Genomic DNA, 16485 nt, shown 5'->3' with positions numbered 1-16485 from the left:
TTGCGAGCGCCGGCCCACCAGGTTGCTAATGGTGGGCCGGCGCTCGCAAGCTCGCTGGTCCCACACTACTGTGCTAACCCGGTAGGACGACCAGCGTGTCGCCTACCGCGTTGCTCTTGCCGCAGTGCGACGGCCGATGCCTTGCACTTTTCCCATCATGGGCTGCGCCGCGGCCGTGCCTTCTTCGATCAGTTCGCCGACGTCGCGGTTGCCGACGGCGCGGATGAACAGGCCAAACCCGAGCGTGCCCATCAACACCGCTCCCGGCGTGCGTCGGGCCAGGCAGTTGAGCATCAGCACCGTGCCCGCGCTGCCCGCGATCAAGCGGGTGGACGGCGCCCAACTCTCGCGCATCAGGTCCATCGAGGGCTGAATGCGTCGGCGACGTTGCCCGTCGTGCGTTACATCCGGACCCAGTTGTGTGTCGAGTTGGTTATCGACCGACCGCACTCCGCGCACTCCCGCCACGCAGGAGACGATGTTTTCGAGTTCGTCGGCGGGTGCATGCCCGGCCAGCGTTATACCTCCCTGATTGGCCTGGACTTCGATCAGCCGCGGGTGCGAGGCGACGTGTCCTAAGCAGGCCCGCACGCGCTCGCTGAGTTGCTGATCGGAGGGGATGCTGAAGTCGAGCATTCCTTGAACGGCGGCCACGGTGCCCTCCATTCTGTGCGCGGCGTCACGCAGCGCTTTGTCGAACCAGCAGGCCGCGTCGTTCAGGGCGGCGAAGGTCTGGTCGCGCACCAGGGCGCGTCGCCGCTTGCCGGCCTGCGGGTCGAAAAAATACATCCAACCGGCCCCAATTCCCAGCCCCGTTATCATGGCACGTGCTCTTTGGAACATGATCCACCTCCCTGGTAAGTAATCTTGGTGCGCAAACCGCTAGAAAGGCGCTGCAAATCGCAGGCCGATCTGCCCTGCTTCTTTACTTCACGCGGCCGAGCTCTGCCCCAGCCACCGCTTTTCCTCGCGCCAAAACGTCTCATTCTCGGCCGCGTGAAGTATACTCGCCGCAGAGCCGTTTTTCTGAAAGCGAGATGGTAATCATGCTGCCGCGCGTCTGGGTGCTTTGTTGTGGGGTTTTTCTGTTGGGCCGTTGGTCGCTGGCCGGCGAGCCGCTGACGCGCCAGATTGAAACCTTTGTCGATCGCGGCGCGTATAAAGACGGTCATTGGGGCATTCTCGTCGCCGATCTCAAATCGGGCGAGGTGTTGTATGAGCGGTCGCCCGACAAGATGTTTGCTCCGGCATCGGTCACGAAGCTGTTCTCCGTCGCCGCCGCGCTCGACGCGTTCGGCGCCGACTACCGCTTTGAAACTCCGGTCTATGCCCGCGGCGAAATCGACGCTCAGGGCGTCTTGTCGGGCGACCTGATTCTTGTGGCCAGCGGCGATCCGAACTTGGGCGGTCGAAAAGGGGCCAACGGCGAGATCGCCTACACGCACAGCGATCACATTTACGGCGACGGCGCGGAGCTGACGACGGCCGATCCGTTGGCAGGCTTGAACGAGCTGGCGCAGCAGGTGCATGCCTCGGGCGTCCGGCACATCCAGGGCGACGTGCTCATCGACGACCGGCTGTTTGAGCACGCGAAGAGTTCGGGCAGCGGCCCCTCACTGGTGACGCCGATTGTCGTGAACGACAATCTGATCGACATCGTGATCGCCCCTGGCACGGCGGCTTCGCCGGCAAGCGTGACGTGCCGGCCGACTACGACGAGCTTGTGCGTCGACGCTCAGGTACGCACCGCCCCGGCCGAGGGCGAGACGAAGATCGTGGTGGAGTCGCCCGACGAGCGTTCGCTGGTCATTCGCGGGCAGATTGCGGCCGACCGCAAGCCGATGCTGCGCATTCACGAGGTGGGCGAACCGGCGTCGTTTGCCCGATCGCTGTTCATCGAGGCGCTGCGTCGGGCGGAGGTGGGCGTCGAAGCCTCGCCGCTGGCCAAGAACGCCGACGGGCGGCTGCCGGAGCGCGAGCATTACCCAAAGCTGCGTCGCGTCGCCCGGCTCACGTCGTCGCCGTTTTCCGAAGCTGCCCAATTGATCTTGAAGGTCAGTCACAACCTGCATGCCAGCATGCTGCCGTTGCTGCTGGCCGCGAAGCACGGCGAGCGGACGCTCGACGAAGGTCTGCGGCATGAGCGAGATTTTCTGACAACAGCCGGCGTCGACGTCGATACCATCTCGTTCGGCGGTGCGGCGGGCGGCGCGGCGGCCGATTTCGTGACTCCCCGCGCCACGGTGGCCTTGCTGAGACACATGGCCAGTCGGCCCGGTTTTGCCGAGTTTGAGCGGGCCTTGCCGGTGCTCGGCCACGACGGCACGTTGGCCCACGCCGTCGCGGCAGACAGTCCCGTGCGCGGCAAGGTGCGGGCCAAGACCGGCACGCTGTTCTGGAACGACCGGATGAACGGCGGCGCGATCTTGACCAGCAAAGCCTTGGCCGGCTACATGACGGCTGCCAGCGGCCGGCGGTTGGCGTTCGCGGTGTTTGTCAATAACTTGCACACCAAAACCGCCGACGATCGCGAGCGGCTGGGCAAGGCCCTGGGGGAACTGTGCCGGATTGTGTATCAGAATGACGAATGACGGAATGATGGAATGACGACCAGGGGCCTCCGTCATTCGTCAGTCATCATTCGTGCTTTGCCGCGCCCTTCCGCTCACGGAGTGAGCGGTCTATGATCGCAGAATGCCCCGCGCACGATCGATTGCGACTGTTCTGACTGCCGCGGCCCTGGTGCGCGTGGCCGTGCCGCTGATCGCGCTCGCCGTGGCCCGGCCGGAGCCTCAGTTCCGCGAACCCGACAGCGGGGGCTATTTGCAGGCGGCGGAGCAATTGCTGGAAACCGGCCGCCTGGGCACGTGCGACGAGCCGGAGATCAAACGCACGCCCGGCTATCCGCTGCTGCTCGTGCCCGGCCTGGCGGTGGGCCACGTCGAGATGGTCACGGTTGCACTGCAAATCGCGCTGGCCTGTGCCACCGTTTGGCTGGTGTATCAGACCGCGACGCTCGTCTATCAACGCGACGACATCGCGCTGGCCGCGGCCTGGCTCTGCGCCTGCGAACCGGTATCGATGATCTATGCCAGCAAGCTCCTCTCAGAGACGCTGTTCACAACCCTGCTCACCGCGGCGCTGTGGTTCATCACTCGTTACTGCGCCTGGCAACGGTGGCGCGACGTTCTGCTGGCGGCCGCGGTGGTTGCGGCGGCGACCTATGTGCGACCGATCACCTATTTTCTGCCGGTGTGCCTGGCTCCGGCCCTGCTCGTCGCGCTTGGGCGGCGAGACGGGCGAGCGTGGCGGCGGACCGCGCAGGCCGTCGCCTTCTTCGCCTTGAGCGTATGGCTGATGGCTTTTTGGCAGGTCCGCAATTGGAGCGAGGCACGTTACACGGGCTTCGCCGCCATCGCCGACGTGAATCTCTACTACTATGAAGCGTTGCCCGTCGTCGCCGAGCGAGACGGCATTCCGCCCAGCCAGTGGGACAAGTTCCAGGTGGCTGCGGGCGAGAGCAATCCGGCGGCCTATCTGCAGCGGCACCCCGAGCAGCGCGATTGGCCGGTGGCCGAGCGCTACGCCTTCTTGCGGCGCGAGGCCTGGCGGATTATTCGCGGCGACCCGTGGCGGTGGGCGCGCCTTCATTTTGGTGGCGTCGCACACACGCTCGGCGATTCGGGCCGGAATGCCTGGGTGGCATTTTTTCGTCTGGCAGACACGTCGAAGGACGTGGCCGTGAAACCTGGGACGCTCATCGACCGGTTCGTCACGGCGCTGAAACAACGGCCACTGGTGCTGGTGATACACGGCCTGTTGGCGACAACGCTGCTGGTTTACCTTGGGCTGGCGTCCGTGGGACTCGTCGCTGTGCCGGCGCGCACGCCCGCCCTCCTGTTGTTGCTCGCCGTGGGGGCGTATCTGTTGTTGTTGTCGGGCGGAGCCGCCGGTTACCACCGCTTTCGCCTGCCGCTCGTGCCGCTTATTTCGCTCCTGGCCGGCGCGGGTTGGTGTTGGATGGTTGCGAGATGCCGCCGCTGACCGCATGGTTATACTTCACGCGGCCGAGAATGAGACATTTTTCCGCTTCGATGCCGCCGGCACGGTGCGTCGCGAGCCTCCACCTGTTAAAAGAACTGCGCAGGACCGGCTGGCGGACTTCGTGCGGAGCCAACTCGTCGACGGAAGCCAATCCAGAATTCTCACGAATTCTGCTACTCGCTAAATATCGTCGCGGGCCTCGACGTGCTCCTGGTGGACGCCGATCTGGTCGACGCCGTCGCCGTCCCAGTCGCCCACGATCGGATTGTGGCTGGCGTCGCCTAGCTCCAGGTGCTGGTCGTGCTCGTCGAGCACGCCGTCGTGGTTCATGTCGATGTGCCAGTGGCCGTCGCGATAGATGCCCAACTCGTCGACGCCGTCGCCGTCGAAGTCGCCCACCACAGGCTTGTCGCCGGCCTCGCCCAGCCGCAGCGTAATGTCTTTCTCGCTCCGCTTGCCGTCGCCGTCGACGTCCAGGATCCATTGGCCGTTGTTGTAGATGCCGATGGAGTCGATGCCCACGCCGGTCCAGTCGCCGGTGATGGGCACGTCGCCGGCCTGGCCAAAGTGGAATACATGGTCGATCAGGTCGGCGCGGAGCGAGCCGTCGCGCGTGCGCTTCATCTGGCGGCGGCCGAGGGTCGCCTCGTGCGCCGCGGGCGGCATGTTTTTGTAGGTGCCGGTCGGCCGGTTGTGCGGATCGGGCAGGCCCGGCTCCGCCTGCACGGCCCGCGGGTCGCCCGGCCAGGCCGGCCCAAAAATGCCGATGTCGGTCTTGCCATCGCCGTCCCAGTCGCCCGTCACCGGCTTGTCGTGCGCGGTCCCCAGCTTGGCCCACAAATCGTCGTCGTCCCAAATGCCGTTGCCGTTGAGGTCGATGAACCACTCGCCGTCGACATACACGCCCACGTCGGTCACGCCGTCGCCATTGAAGTCGCCGCTGACCGGCTTGCCGCCGAGCTTGCCGAACACGACCTGCCGGGCCTCGCCCTTGGCGCCGGGATGCAGCTTCCACGTGCCGTGCCGCATCCGTGCGCCGAACCAGGCCGCCACGTCGGCCCGCATGGCCGCCAGTTGAGCCGCCGAACGGAGCATCGCCAGACTGGACCGCGGCAGACCGGCATCGACCACGCTGAGGTGCCACGTTAGCCCCGACACGCCCCAGCTTCCGGAAAGGAACGGCGAGCCGGGCGGCGAAGCCACCGGGGCCGCGGGAGGCGCCGGGGGCGGCGCGAATGCTGTGAGCGGTAGGGCAGTGAGCGGCGTCGCCGTGGGCGTGGGAATCGGAATCGGCGGAATGGCCTGCGTCAGGATGATCTCGCTGAAATTGTTGTTCAGCGACCCCAGGCCGTTGCCGAGCGGTATCCTCACGATGGCGTCGTTCACCGGGCCGACCGTTTCGAGCAGCGCCGCCGAGATCGATGGGCCGATGCTTTCCGCGCCCACCTGAATCAACGTCGGACTGATCGCCTCGCCGCCCAAGGTGCCGGCCTTGTTGAGACCGTCGATGTAGCCGCTGGGATGGACCTTGATGACGCTGTACAGGCCCGGCGGCAGACCCGCGAATTGGTAATAGCCGTTGATGTCGGTGGTGGTCTCGATCGGATTGCCCGACTGGTTCAACAGCGGCGTGCCCGTGGCGTCGGCCAACATCAGCGTGACGCCGGGTACGGGCGTGTCGCCCGGCTGGCGAATGCCGGTGCGGATGCTCGGCAAACTGGCCAGCACGCTCGGCAGGTCGGTGGCCGGATTGGTCGTCTCGATCGGCGGGCCGTCGATAAAGACATAGCCCGAAATCGTGCTCGGCGGTGTCAAGCAGAAGTCGTAGGCGAGGCCGATCTGCCCGTGAGCCAGCGAGATCGAGTCGGTGACGCCCTGGCCGGCGATAACACCTCCCGCCGAGCCAATGTGTTGATCGCTGTAAAAATAGCCTGAGGGAATGATTTCTTCGACGCCGTACGTGCCCGGCGGCAGGTCGCCGAAAACATACTGCCCCGCAGCGTCGGTTTGCGTGGTTCCAATCACGTTGCCGTTGGCATCGAGCAGGTGAATGACGACACCCGCCAGCGGCGGATCGGCCGGGGTCGTCTCACAATCGCCGTAGACGTCGAGCTTGACATAACCTGTGATACCGACCGGCGGTGCGACGCAGAAGTCGTAATGCGTGCCCACCAGGCCCGAAGTGAGGCCGGCGCCGTTAATCTGCGTCAGTCCATTCAGCGTGCCCCCGGCATTTCCTACGTGGTCGTCGTCGGCGTAGTAACCGGCCGGTACGATCTCACTCACTCCGTAGGCGCCCGGAAGGAGATGATTGAAGACGTAATAACCATTGGCGTCGGTGGTCGTGGTGCCGATCACATTGCCTTGTGCGTCGAGCAAGTCGATTGTCACGCCAGCGAGGGGCGGCGCATTCGGATTGCTCTCGCAGTTGCCGTTGACATCGACGTGTACGTAGCCGCTGATGCTCGCCGGCAAGAGCACGCAGAAATCGTAGTGGGTGCCCGCCATGCCGGAAGCAAGCGTCGCGCCGTTGATTTCCGTCAGCCCGTTCAGCGAGCCGCCGGCACTGCCCACATGGTCGTCGTCGGCGGCATCACCCGCGGGGACAATCTCGCGCACACCATAGACGGCCGGCGGCAGGTGATCGAAGACGTAGTATCCATTGGCGTCGGTGGCCGTCGTGGCAAGCACGTTGCCTTGCGCGTCGAGCAACTGGATCGTCACGCCCGACAGGGGCGGCGCATTCGGATCGGTTTCGCAGTTGCCGTTGACGTCAACGTGTACGTAGCCGCTGATGCTCACCGGCTGGTTGAGGCAATAATCGTAATGGGTGCCGTTCATGGCCGACATGAGCGTCGCGCCATCGATCTCAGTCAGCCCGTTGAGCGAGCCGCCGGCGCTGCCCACGTGATTGTCGTCGGCGAAGTAGCCGGTGGGAACGACTTCTCGCGTGCCGTACACGCCGGGCCGCAGCCCTTGAAAGATATAGAAGCCGTTGGCATCGGTGGTCGTAGTGCCCATCACGTTTCCTTGCGCATCGAGCAAGTCGATCGTCACGCCGGCCAACGGGGGCGCGTTGGGATCGGTGTCGCAGTTGCCATTGACGTTGACGTGTACATAGCCGCTGATGCTCACCGGCTGCAGAACGCAAAAATCGTAATGGGTGCCGGCCATGCCCGAAGTGAGGCTGGCACCGCTGATCTGTGTCAGTCCATTCAGCGAGCCGCCTGCGCTGCCCACATGATCGTCGTCGGCGAAGTCTCCCGGCGGCACAATTTCGTTGACTCCATACACGCCCGGCGGCAAGTGGTTGAAAATATAGTAACCGTGGTCATCGGTCGTCGTCGTGGCGAGCACGTTGCCGTGCGCGTCGAGCAATTGGATGTTCACGCCGGCCAAGGGCGGCGCATTCGGGTCGGTCTCGCAATTGCCGTGTACATCCACGCGGACATAGCCGCTGATGCTCACCGGCAGGTCGAGGCAATAGTCGTAGTGCGTGCCCTGCATGCCCGAAGTGAGCGTCGCGCCGTCGACTTCCGTCAGTCCGTTGAGCGAGCCGCCGGCGCTGCCCACGTGATTGTCGTCGGCGTAGTAACCCGATGGGACGACCTCGCGGGTTCCGTAAACGCCCGGACGGAGGCCCTGAAAAATATAATAGCCCTTGGCGTCGGTGGTCGTGGCGCCAATCACATTCCCTTGTGCGTCGAGCAAGTCGATCGTCACGCCGGCCAAGGGAGGCGCATTGGGATCGGTGTCGCAGTTGCCGTTGACATTCACGTGTACATAGCCGCTGATGCTCACCGGCTGCAGAACGCAAAAATCGTAATGGGTGCCGGCCATGTCCGAAGTGAGGCTGGCGCCGCTGATTTTCGTCAGTCCGTTCAGCGTGCCGCCGGCGCTGCCCACATGGTCGTCGTCGGCAAAATCTCCGGGCGGCACGATTTCGCGGACCGCGTACATGCCTGGCGGCAACTGGTTGAAGAGATAAAAACCGTGGTCGTCGGTCGTCGTCGTGGCGAGCACATTGCCTTGCGTATCGAGCAACTGGATGCTCACTCCCGCCAAGGGCGGCGCATTCGGATCGGTCTCGCAGTTGCCGTGTACATCCACGTGGACATAGCCGCTTATGCTCACGGGCTGCTGCAACCAGAAATCATACTGAACACCGTTTTGCCCGGTGCTGAGCGTGATGTTGGAGAGCGTGCGCAAATCGGTGGCGTTTCCGCCGTCGTTGCCTACCGAGTCGTAGGTGGCATAGTAGCCGCTGGGAATCAGCTCGTGTACGGTGTACGTGCCCGGCCGCAACAGCAAACCTGCGGTCGGAAAAGCGTAAGTACCATCGGCGGCCGTAGTGGTGGTTTCCAGCAGGTTGCCTTTGGCGTCGAGCAACTGCACGGTTACGCCGCTAATCGGCGTCGAATTGGCGTCGTGCGTGCCCATGGGCGACACGCGCACAATACCGGCGACCGTGACCGGTTGCTGCAACCAAAAATCGTACTGAACACCGCTTTCGCCCGAGGTCAGCGTGATGTTACCCAAGGTCGTCAAATCGACGGCCGTTCCGCCTTGACTCCCGACCGCGTCGTAGGTGGCATAGTAGCCGACATGCACAGTCTCACGCACGCTATAGCTGCCGGGCTTTAGCAACGGGCCGGAAACGGGAAACGCATAGCTTCCATCGGACGCCGTAGTCGTGGTTTCCAGCAGGTTGCCTGTGGAGTCGAGCAACTGCACGGTTACGCCGCTAATGGGCGTCGAATTGGCGTCGTGCGTGCCCATGGGCGACACGCGCACAATACCAGCGACGGTGACCGGTTGCTGCAACCAAAAATCGTACTGAACACCGCTTTCGCCCGAGGTCAGCGTGATGTTACCCAAGGTCGTCAAATCGACGGCCGTTCCGCCTTGACTCCCGACCGCGTCGTAGGTGGCATAGTAGCCGCCGGGCAACAATTCATGGACCGTGTACGTTCCCGGCTTCAACACGAGTGAGCCGGACGTTGGAAAACGGTAGGTGCCGTCGGACGCCGTCGTAGTGGTTTCGAGCAGATTGCCCTCGGAGTCGAGCAACTGCACTGTCACACCGACCAGGGGCGTCGAATTGGCGTCATGCGTGCCCATAGGTGAGACTCGCACGGTGCCGGCGACCGTCACAGGCTGCTGGATGTAGAAATCGTACCTGACCCCTTTTTCGTCGGAGGTGAGCACGATGTTGCCGAGCGTTGTCAGATCGACCGCCGTGCCCCCGTCGCTGCCTACCACGTCGTTGATGGCATAGTATCCGGTCGGCACGACCTCTTTGACGGTATACTTGCCCGGCGGCAGACCGGTGAAGCTATACGTGCCGTCGCTGGCGGTCGTGGTGGACGCGACTTGGTTGCCGTTCTGGTACAAAACGACCTGCACGCCGCCCTTGGGTGCATCACTCGGGTCGCCCGTGCCGATCGGCGCGGTCCGTACCGTGCCGGCGATGCTGTTCGGCAGCGATTGCGAGAAGTCGTTTTGGACGACATCTTCGCCGCCTAGGACGACAATCTTGCCCAGTGTATGGGCGTCGGTCGCCTGTCCGTAAGTGACGCCGTGTACATTGCCGGCCGATGAACCGACGGCAAAGTAGCCGGAAGGCTGCGTCTCGACGATCTCGTAATCACCGGGCAAGACGTTCGTGAACTTGTAATTGCCGTTGGCGTCCGTGGTGGCCGTCACGCCGGTGGCCACGTACGCCGTGCCGTCGTTTTCCAAGAGCGTGAGCTTGACGTTCTGAATGCCCGGCTCGCCCGACTGTTGCACGTTGTCCAAGTCGGCGTCGTAGTAGACCGTGCCTTGCAAGGTTATGGGCAGGGGCGTTTGTTGATTGGCCGCGAATGCGCCGGCGGTATAGACAGGTGTGGGAACCGTGTTGACCGTCTTTCCACCAATCAGTCCGCCGATGTAGTCCTTGCCGGGCAATGCCAAACCGCTGGCATCGTGCGCGCTCTGAAAGAACTCTTGGAACGTGCCGTTGAGCGTGTCGTCTTGATAGTGGGGGGCGGAAAAGGTCCCGATCAGTTGGGAACCTTCGAATTCGTGCCCGTTGACCGTGGCGTTGACTCCGCGTCCATCCAAATCTTCGACGTCGATCGTCAAGACCAACTGCTTGCCGGCTGTGAAGCCGGAGAAGTTCAGAACAAGTTGCGTGCTGCCCATGGCGGGATTCTGTCCCGTGACCGTGAACCCGTCGTGGGAAATGATGTTCAGCGGGGCATAACTGTAAACGCCGGGCGCACCCGGCGCGGTGTCGAAGAACGGGTCGCCCACCTGAACGGTCGGGTTGCCGTTGGGATCGGTGGAGATCATGAGCTGCTTCAGCTCCGTGCCTGGGGCCCCGCCGCTCCAACTGATGGTGAACGTATTCGGGATGGCCTTCGTGCCACTGGCCGGATCCTCGTAGACGGCGCCGAGCTGGATGTCGGCGGCCAGTGGACAGCGCTCTTCCACCTGCTCGAAACGGCAGATGCGCCAGAGCTCGGTTTTAGCGCCGTGCGGTCCGTTGCCGAAAGCCGAATTCGCCGCCGGGTCGATGCGCCACCTGCGCCACGGGGCAAGACACGGGGCAAGCATGTTCATTAAACCCACGAACGCTACTCCTACCGCTGAGGTTTCGGGGGACGGGAACCAACATCATTCGGCCGAGACGATGTAGGGTGGGACTAGCGAGCTTGCGAGCGCCGGCCCACCCAAATCGACGTCGCGCGGATGGTGGAACGGCGCTCGCAAGCTCGCTGGTCCCACCCTACGGATCTTCTCCAATGCCTTGCTCCTTATCTGGGTTTTGCCGCCTGGCGGACGGGCTTGGCCAACGGCTGACCGCGGAGATCCCACAATCGCACCGTGGTGTCGAAGCTGCCCGACACCAACAGGCTTCGCTCGCCGTGCCAGGCCAAAGCACTCACCGATCCGGTATGACCGACCAACTCGAGTTCTTCATTGCCGCTCGCCAGGTCCCAAATCCGAATCAGGTTGTCGCTGGCTCCGCTGGCGAGCTTGCCCGGACCACAAAAAGCAAGCGACAGCGTTCTGCCCGGCCGCCGGGGCAAGGTCCGCGACAGTTCGCCCGTTTCCACGAACCATAGGCGGACCTGCCGGCCGTCTCCGCCTGAGGCCAGCTCTCGGCCGTCGGGCGAAAAGGCCAGTGCGCGGATGCGAAGCTTGTCGGCTTCGATGTCGCGGACGAACACGCCTTCGGGCAGACGCCACATCCGCAGGCGGCCGTCGCGGCCGCCCACGGCCAGTAGTCGGCCGTCGGGCGAAACCGCCAGCGCGCGGTGATCGCGGCCCGAACAGGCAAGGCTTTTCGTCAATTTGCCGGAATCCGCATCGACGATCTGCACCTGGTCGCCAAAGCCGGCGGCAGCCAACAGCGTGGTATTGGGAACGGTGGCAACCGCGTAGATGGGGTCGGCCGAGCAGGGAACCTTGTGCAAAAGCGTTCCCGTGGCGACGTCCCAGATGACCAACGAACGGTCGTCGCCCGCCGTGATGAGACGATTGCCGGAGGCCTCGAACGTGGCGGTGCGGACCCAATCGGTGTGCGATCGCAGTTCGTGCAAGAGCGAACCATCGGCAAGATTGAAGAGTCGCGCCAGATGGTCGTCGCCGGCCGCGGCCAAACGCCGACCCGCCGGGTCGATGGCGACGGCGGAAATAACCGCCGCGGGTCCGCGGCTGTGGGGGCCGCGCATCGTGAGAATGCGGTCCGCCGAGACTTGTTGAATTGCCTGGGCACGCACCGGCCCGCAGTAGGCAAAGGTCCAGGCCACTGCCAGGCTGAAGGCACGCAGCCGCGACAAAAGGGCGTCGTTCATCCGTGAATCCGATGGCTAGCTGACCAGCGCCGCCGCGACACCTTCCTGCGCGCGGGGCCAGCATCGTTTATCGGTTCAACGAAATGCCTGACAACAGGCGATTCGCGGAGATTTTCCGGTCGAGACGACTGGAGAGGCTGCGAAAGGCAGGGATTGGAGCCGTAGGGTGGGACTGGTGCCGGTGCGCCGGGACGAGCGCCGTCCTGTGGCGGGCTTTGTCAAAGTTAGGCCATCACTCGCCGCGGAGAAGGAGCCGGAGTTCAAGACGGTCGGTGCCGTTGAGGTCAAGCACATTTATGGTTGCGCGGCCAACGGGCGTCTGACCATGTCAGCATTCATCTGCGTACTACGAGCGATTTAGCAGGCGGCGAGCTTTTGCTTGCATCACGGCGATGAAGCTATTGGCGCGCGCATAGGCTTCGTACTCGGCGCGTTCGTCATCCGTGAGGTCCCCTTCATTGCACTTGCGCGCGAGTTCTTCTGCGCGCTGTGCCAGCCCGTCATCGCCACGAAAGTCAACGATCGCGCGCGCTTGTTCCTGAGTGAACAAGCGGAAGATCGGGTCGGTGACCCGATCGAAGGCCGAACGGTCAAATACGGTCGCCATGATGTGCTTTCGGAAGGTTCTTTCAATCATGCCCTCTTACGGAGTCATTCTACCATACCGGGGTGACAGCCGTCCAAGGTTGTGGCCGACCATCGCCAACCGCGGCCTACCCGCACGCTGACGCGTGCCGCTCGCCCGTGCGGCATCAGGCCTGGCGGGCCTGGCGCTGCCCTTCGCCGATGTTCAGCGGGGCGACGATCGCCCAGCCGATCACGAAAAACGCCAACAGGCTCGCCAGGGCAAAGTGCGGCTTTTTGGTGACGGCGAGGATCACGCTGAAAAACACCGGGCCGAAGATGCTGGTGGCCTTGCCGGAAAAGTTGAAGAAGCCAAAAAACTCGCCGGTGTGCCGCGGCGGCGTCATCAGCCCCATGATCGCCCGGCTGACCGACTGCGTGCCGCCCAGCACCAGCGCGGCCGCCGCCGCCATGCACCAGAAATGCCACTTCTCGCTGACCAGGAACGACAAGCTCAAGATCGCCGTCCAGACCGCCAGGCAGACCATCAACACCGGCTTCTGGCCCAGGCGGTCGCCCAGCCAGCCCACCGCCAGCGCGCCGGGCAACGCGATGAACTGGATCATCAGCACCACGCCCGCCAGCTCCTGCGTCCCCATCTGCAACAGCTCGATGGCAAACACCGACGCCTGGCTGATGACCGTTTGCACGCCGTCGTTGTAAACCAGAAAGCCGAGCATGAAGATCGTCAGCATGCGATAGGAGCGGATGTTGGCCAGCGTGTGCCCGACGTTGCCGAAGGCGATGCGGGCCGCTTCCAGCAGCGGCTTGTGCTGGCCGGCGGGCTTCGACTTGTCTTTCAGAACCAACACGGTCGGCAGCGTGAAACCGCCCCACCAGAGGCCCATCAGCAACAGGCCCAGCCGCTTGCGAAACACCATATCGCCGGGCAGGCCCAGCTTGTCGCCAAACGCGAACAGCAGCACCACCAACGCCAGCGCCAGCCCGCCGCCGGCATAACCCAGAGCGTAGCCCCAGGCCGAGACGCGGCCCATGCGTTCGTCTTCGGCGATTTCGGGCAAGAAGGCGTTATAGAACGCCTGCGACAGTTCCATCCCCATGACCGAGATGACGTAGAGCACGACCATCAACCAGGCCAGCTCACTGGTGGTGAAGAACATCAAGGTCGAGGCGGCCGCACCGGCCAGCGCGGTGCCGGCCAGCCAACGTCGCTTGCTGGCATTGGCATCCGCCACGGCGCCCAGCACCGGCGAGAGCAGGGCCGAGACGAACGTCGTGATTCCCAGGCCGACGCCCACCAGAAGCGTGCCGGCAGCGCCCGGCAGGACATCTTGCTTGATGTAGGAGATGAGCACGGTGATCGAGAGCGTCGAGTAGGCACTGTTGGCCCAATCGTAAAGCGCCCAGGCGAAGATCTCGCGGTTCGTGCCCTTGTGCGGCGTCGGGGAAACGCCACTTGCCGGCGGCGTGTCGGGGCTAATGTCGGCGTTCGCCGCGGGCTGGCTGGGGTCAGCGGTCGTCACTGCGGTTCCTTGGGTAAGCCTCGGACAGGAGGGAACATCGACCGCATCTTATCGGGAGGCCGATGCAACGGGCAACGGCGATTGGGCGGAGCACCTGAAATCCCCGTCACGCCTCGACCGGGCGCGACGTAAAAGGGTAAACTGCCCTGTTTGGCGAGCCAGCAAACCAAACCGCGGCGAAGTTTATGGAAATGGACAAACTTGTCTCGCTCTGCAAACGGCGAGGCTTCTTGTTTCAATCAAGCGATATTTACGGCGGACTGAACGGCTTTTGGGACTACGGCCCGCTGGGCGTCGAGCTGAAGCGGAACGTCAAGGAAGCCTGGTGGCGCGACATGGTCACCTCGCACGACGAGCTGACGCCGCCGCCGGGCGCGCCGACCGCCTATCAAATGGTCGGTCTCGACTCGACGATCATCATGCACCCGCAAATCTGGAAGTGTTCCGGGCACTACGACCTGTTTCATGACTTCATGGTCGATTGCCGCGAGTCGAAAAAACGCTACCGCCACGACCAGGTGCGCGGCCGTTGGGTGACGGCCAAGGGCGAGCGCGTGTTTGTGGCCACCGAGTCGGGTGGGGCCGACGGCAAGAGCGAGCAGGAGTACATCGAGTTCAAAGCACTGAAGTTCTTCAATCTGCGGGCCAAGGACGCCGCACAGCTTGCGTGGGAAGGCGACATCATCAGTCTCACCAAGCTGCCCGACTTTGCCCGCGTGCTCGGCCCCGACGCTAAGACGCTGGGCACGCTCACGCCGCCGCGCGAGTTCAACCTGATGTTCAAAACCTACGTCGGCGCGCTGAGCGGTGAGGAGGGGGCGGCGTTTCTGCGGCCCGAAACGGCCCAGGGCATTTTCGTCAACTTCAAGAACGTGGTCGATAGCTCGCGCGTGGCGGTGCCCTTCGGCATCGCGCAGACGGGCAAGAGTTTCCGCAACGAGATCACGCCGCGGAACTTCACGTTCCGCTCTCGCGAGTTCGAGCAGATGGAGATCGAGTTCTTCTGCCATCCCAAGCAGTCGCCCGACTGGTATCAATACTGGCGCGACCGCCGCTATCGCTGGTATCTCGAGTTGGGGCTGGCCGGCGACCGCTTGCGGCTGCGCGACCACGAAAAGGACGAGCTGAGCCATTATTCGTGCGGCACGGCCGACATCGAGTATGCCTTTCCCTTTCTGCCGGCCGGCGAGTTCGGCGAGCTGGAGGGCATCGCTCATCGCGGCGACTTCGACCTGCGCAGCCATATGGAAGGCAAGCTGGTGCGGCAGGGCGACCAACTCGTGGTCGAGCTCGACGCCGAGGGCAAGCCGCGGCATCGCGGCAGCGGCAAAGACCTTTCGTATTTCGACGACGAGACCCGCGAGCGTTACCTGCCGCACGTCATCGAGCCCTCGGCCGGAGCCGACCGGGCCACGCTGGCCTTCTTGTGCGAAGCCTATCAGGAAGACGAGGTGCCCGACGAGCACGGCAAGCCGCGTTCTCGCACGTTCCTGCGTCTGCATCCGCGGCTGGCGCCGATCAAGGCGGCCGTGTTTCCGCTGGTGAAGAAAGACGGGATGCCGGAGGTGGCGCAAAAGATCTATCGCGAGCTGAAGCCGCATTTCAACGTGTTTTACGACGAGAAGGGAGCGGTGGGCCGCCGCTATGCCCGGCAGGACGAGGTCGGAACGCCGTTTTGCATCACCGTCGACGGGCAAACGCTGGCCGACGGCACGGTCACCATTCGCGATCGCGATACACTACGGCAATGGCGCGTGAAGGCGGACGAGTGCGTCAACGAGATCCGGCAGCGCTTGGTGGCGGGGGGCGTCGTGGAATAAGCACGCTGAAAACCATGAGATCGGGATTACTTGACGATGTCGCATCACGACTGGGCCGGCCGGTGTGCCGCGGCGAGCATTATGCTGTCTATCAGGGGGATTGCCTTGAAGCAATGCGTGCCCTGCCGCCTGAGTGCGTTGACCTAACGGTGACCAGTCCACCGTACAACATTGGCAAGGAATACGAAGTACCACTCGCACTGAACGAATACTTGGACTGGTGCCAGCAATGGCTTACCGAAGTTCATCGGCTGACACGGCGTGACGGGGCATTTTGGCTGAATTTGGGCTACGTCGCCCTGCCCGACAAGGCCAAGGCAATACCGTTGCCCTACTTGCTTTGGAACCGATGTCCGTTCTTCCTGGTCCAGGAGGTGGTTTGGAACTAGGCCTTAAATAAGCGTATCCCGATCGCTTTTTGGCCACAATTCCGCGACCGGCAGCCGCGCAGCGGCGACCTGGCCAGCGTCGAGCGCCGGAGTTGGAGGCTCAGATTGTCGGTCGTGCATCAGTTCTTTCGGGGTAAGGTGCCGCGGCGGGCCGGAACATCCAGATTCCGGCGTCAGTTTGGCGCGGCAAGCGTCGGCCGTTCGACGCTCGACGCGCTTGCTCCTCAGCAACGCAACGGGCAAGCCAGCCGAGCGGCCAGGCGAAAGAACACGCCTTGCC

The 16485-nt window shown here is 63.7% G+C and carries 9 protein-coding genes; 4 read left to right on the top strand and 5 right to left on the bottom strand.

What is annotated here, in order from left to right:
- Positions 1 to 102 precede the first annotated feature (102 nt).
- Entirely contained in the window at positions 103 to 843 is a 741-nt protein-coding gene (locus tag VNH11_28580) for a BON domain-containing protein (protein ID HVA50345.1), read from the bottom strand.
- Between the two features lie 203 nt (positions 844 to 1046).
- Between VNH11_28580 and dacB the strand changes: the two genes are divergently transcribed.
- Positions 1047 to 2591 (top strand): D-alanyl-D-alanine carboxypeptidase/D-alanyl-D-alanine-endopeptidase, encoded by a 1545-nt coding sequence (gene dacB, locus VNH11_28575; GenBank protein ID HVA50344.1) that lies wholly within the window; start codon positions 1047 to 1049, stop codon positions 2589 to 2591.
- A 103-nt stretch (positions 2592 to 2694) separates the two neighbouring features.
- A complete protein-coding gene (locus tag VNH11_28570; protein ID HVA50343.1) occupies positions 2695 to 4044 on the top strand; it encodes a glycosyltransferase family 39 protein in 1350 nt (449 codons plus the stop codon).
- Positions 4045 to 4224: 180 nt separating this feature from the next.
- Here VNH11_28570 and VNH11_28565 read toward each other — a convergent pair whose 3' ends face one another.
- The 4 genes from VNH11_28565 to VNH11_28550 all read right to left on the bottom strand — a co-directional run bounded on the left by VNH11_28565 (position 4225) and on the right by VNH11_28550 (position 13996).
- On the bottom strand, positions 4225 to 10644 hold the full coding sequence (locus VNH11_28565) for an SdrD B-like domain-containing protein (protein ID HVA50342.1): 6420 nt from the start codon (positions 10642 to 10644) through the stop codon (positions 4225 to 4227).
- A 200-nt stretch (positions 10645 to 10844) separates the two neighbouring features.
- Positions 10845 to 11888, bottom strand: a complete 1044-nt coding sequence (locus tag VNH11_28560; protein ID HVA50341.1) for a WD40 repeat domain-containing protein — start codon at positions 11886 to 11888, stop codon at positions 10845 to 10847.
- Positions 11889 to 12234: 346 nt separating this feature from the next.
- The gene (locus VNH11_28555) at positions 12235 to 12525 is read right to left on the bottom strand and encodes a hypothetical protein (GenBank protein ID HVA50340.1); all 291 of its coding nucleotides are present in this window, start codon (positions 12523 to 12525) and stop codon (positions 12235 to 12237) included.
- A gap of 115 nt (positions 12526 to 12640) precedes the next feature.
- On the bottom strand, positions 12641 to 13996 hold the full coding sequence (locus tag VNH11_28550; GenBank protein ID HVA50339.1) for an MFS transporter: 1356 nt from the start codon (positions 13994 to 13996) through the stop codon (positions 12641 to 12643).
- Between the two features lie 191 nt (positions 13997 to 14187).
- On the opposite strand from VNH11_28550, the gene VNH11_28545 reads away from it, so the two are divergent.
- Together VNH11_28545 and VNH11_28540 are read left to right on the top strand one after the other, a co-directional pair.
- The gene (locus tag VNH11_28545) at positions 14188 to 15816 is read left to right on the top strand and encodes a glycine--tRNA ligase (protein ID HVA50338.1); all 1629 of its coding nucleotides are present in this window, start codon (positions 14188 to 14190) and stop codon (positions 15814 to 15816) included.
- A gap of 149 nt (positions 15817 to 15965) precedes the next feature.
- On the top strand, positions 15966 to 16205 hold the full coding sequence (locus VNH11_28540) for a DNA methyltransferase (GenBank protein ID HVA50337.1): 240 nt from the start codon (positions 15966 to 15968) through the stop codon (positions 16203 to 16205).
- The last annotated feature ends 280 nt before the right edge of the window (positions 16206 to 16485 follow it).

This window comes from Pirellulales bacterium (assembly GCA_035533075.1).
In the GTDB taxonomy this organism is placed as follows: domain Bacteria; phylum Planctomycetota; class Planctomycetia; order Pirellulales; family JAICIG01; genus DASSFG01.
The sequence above is the reverse complement of the archived record's forward strand: the minus strand, read 5'-3'. Positions and strand labels throughout refer to the sequence as shown.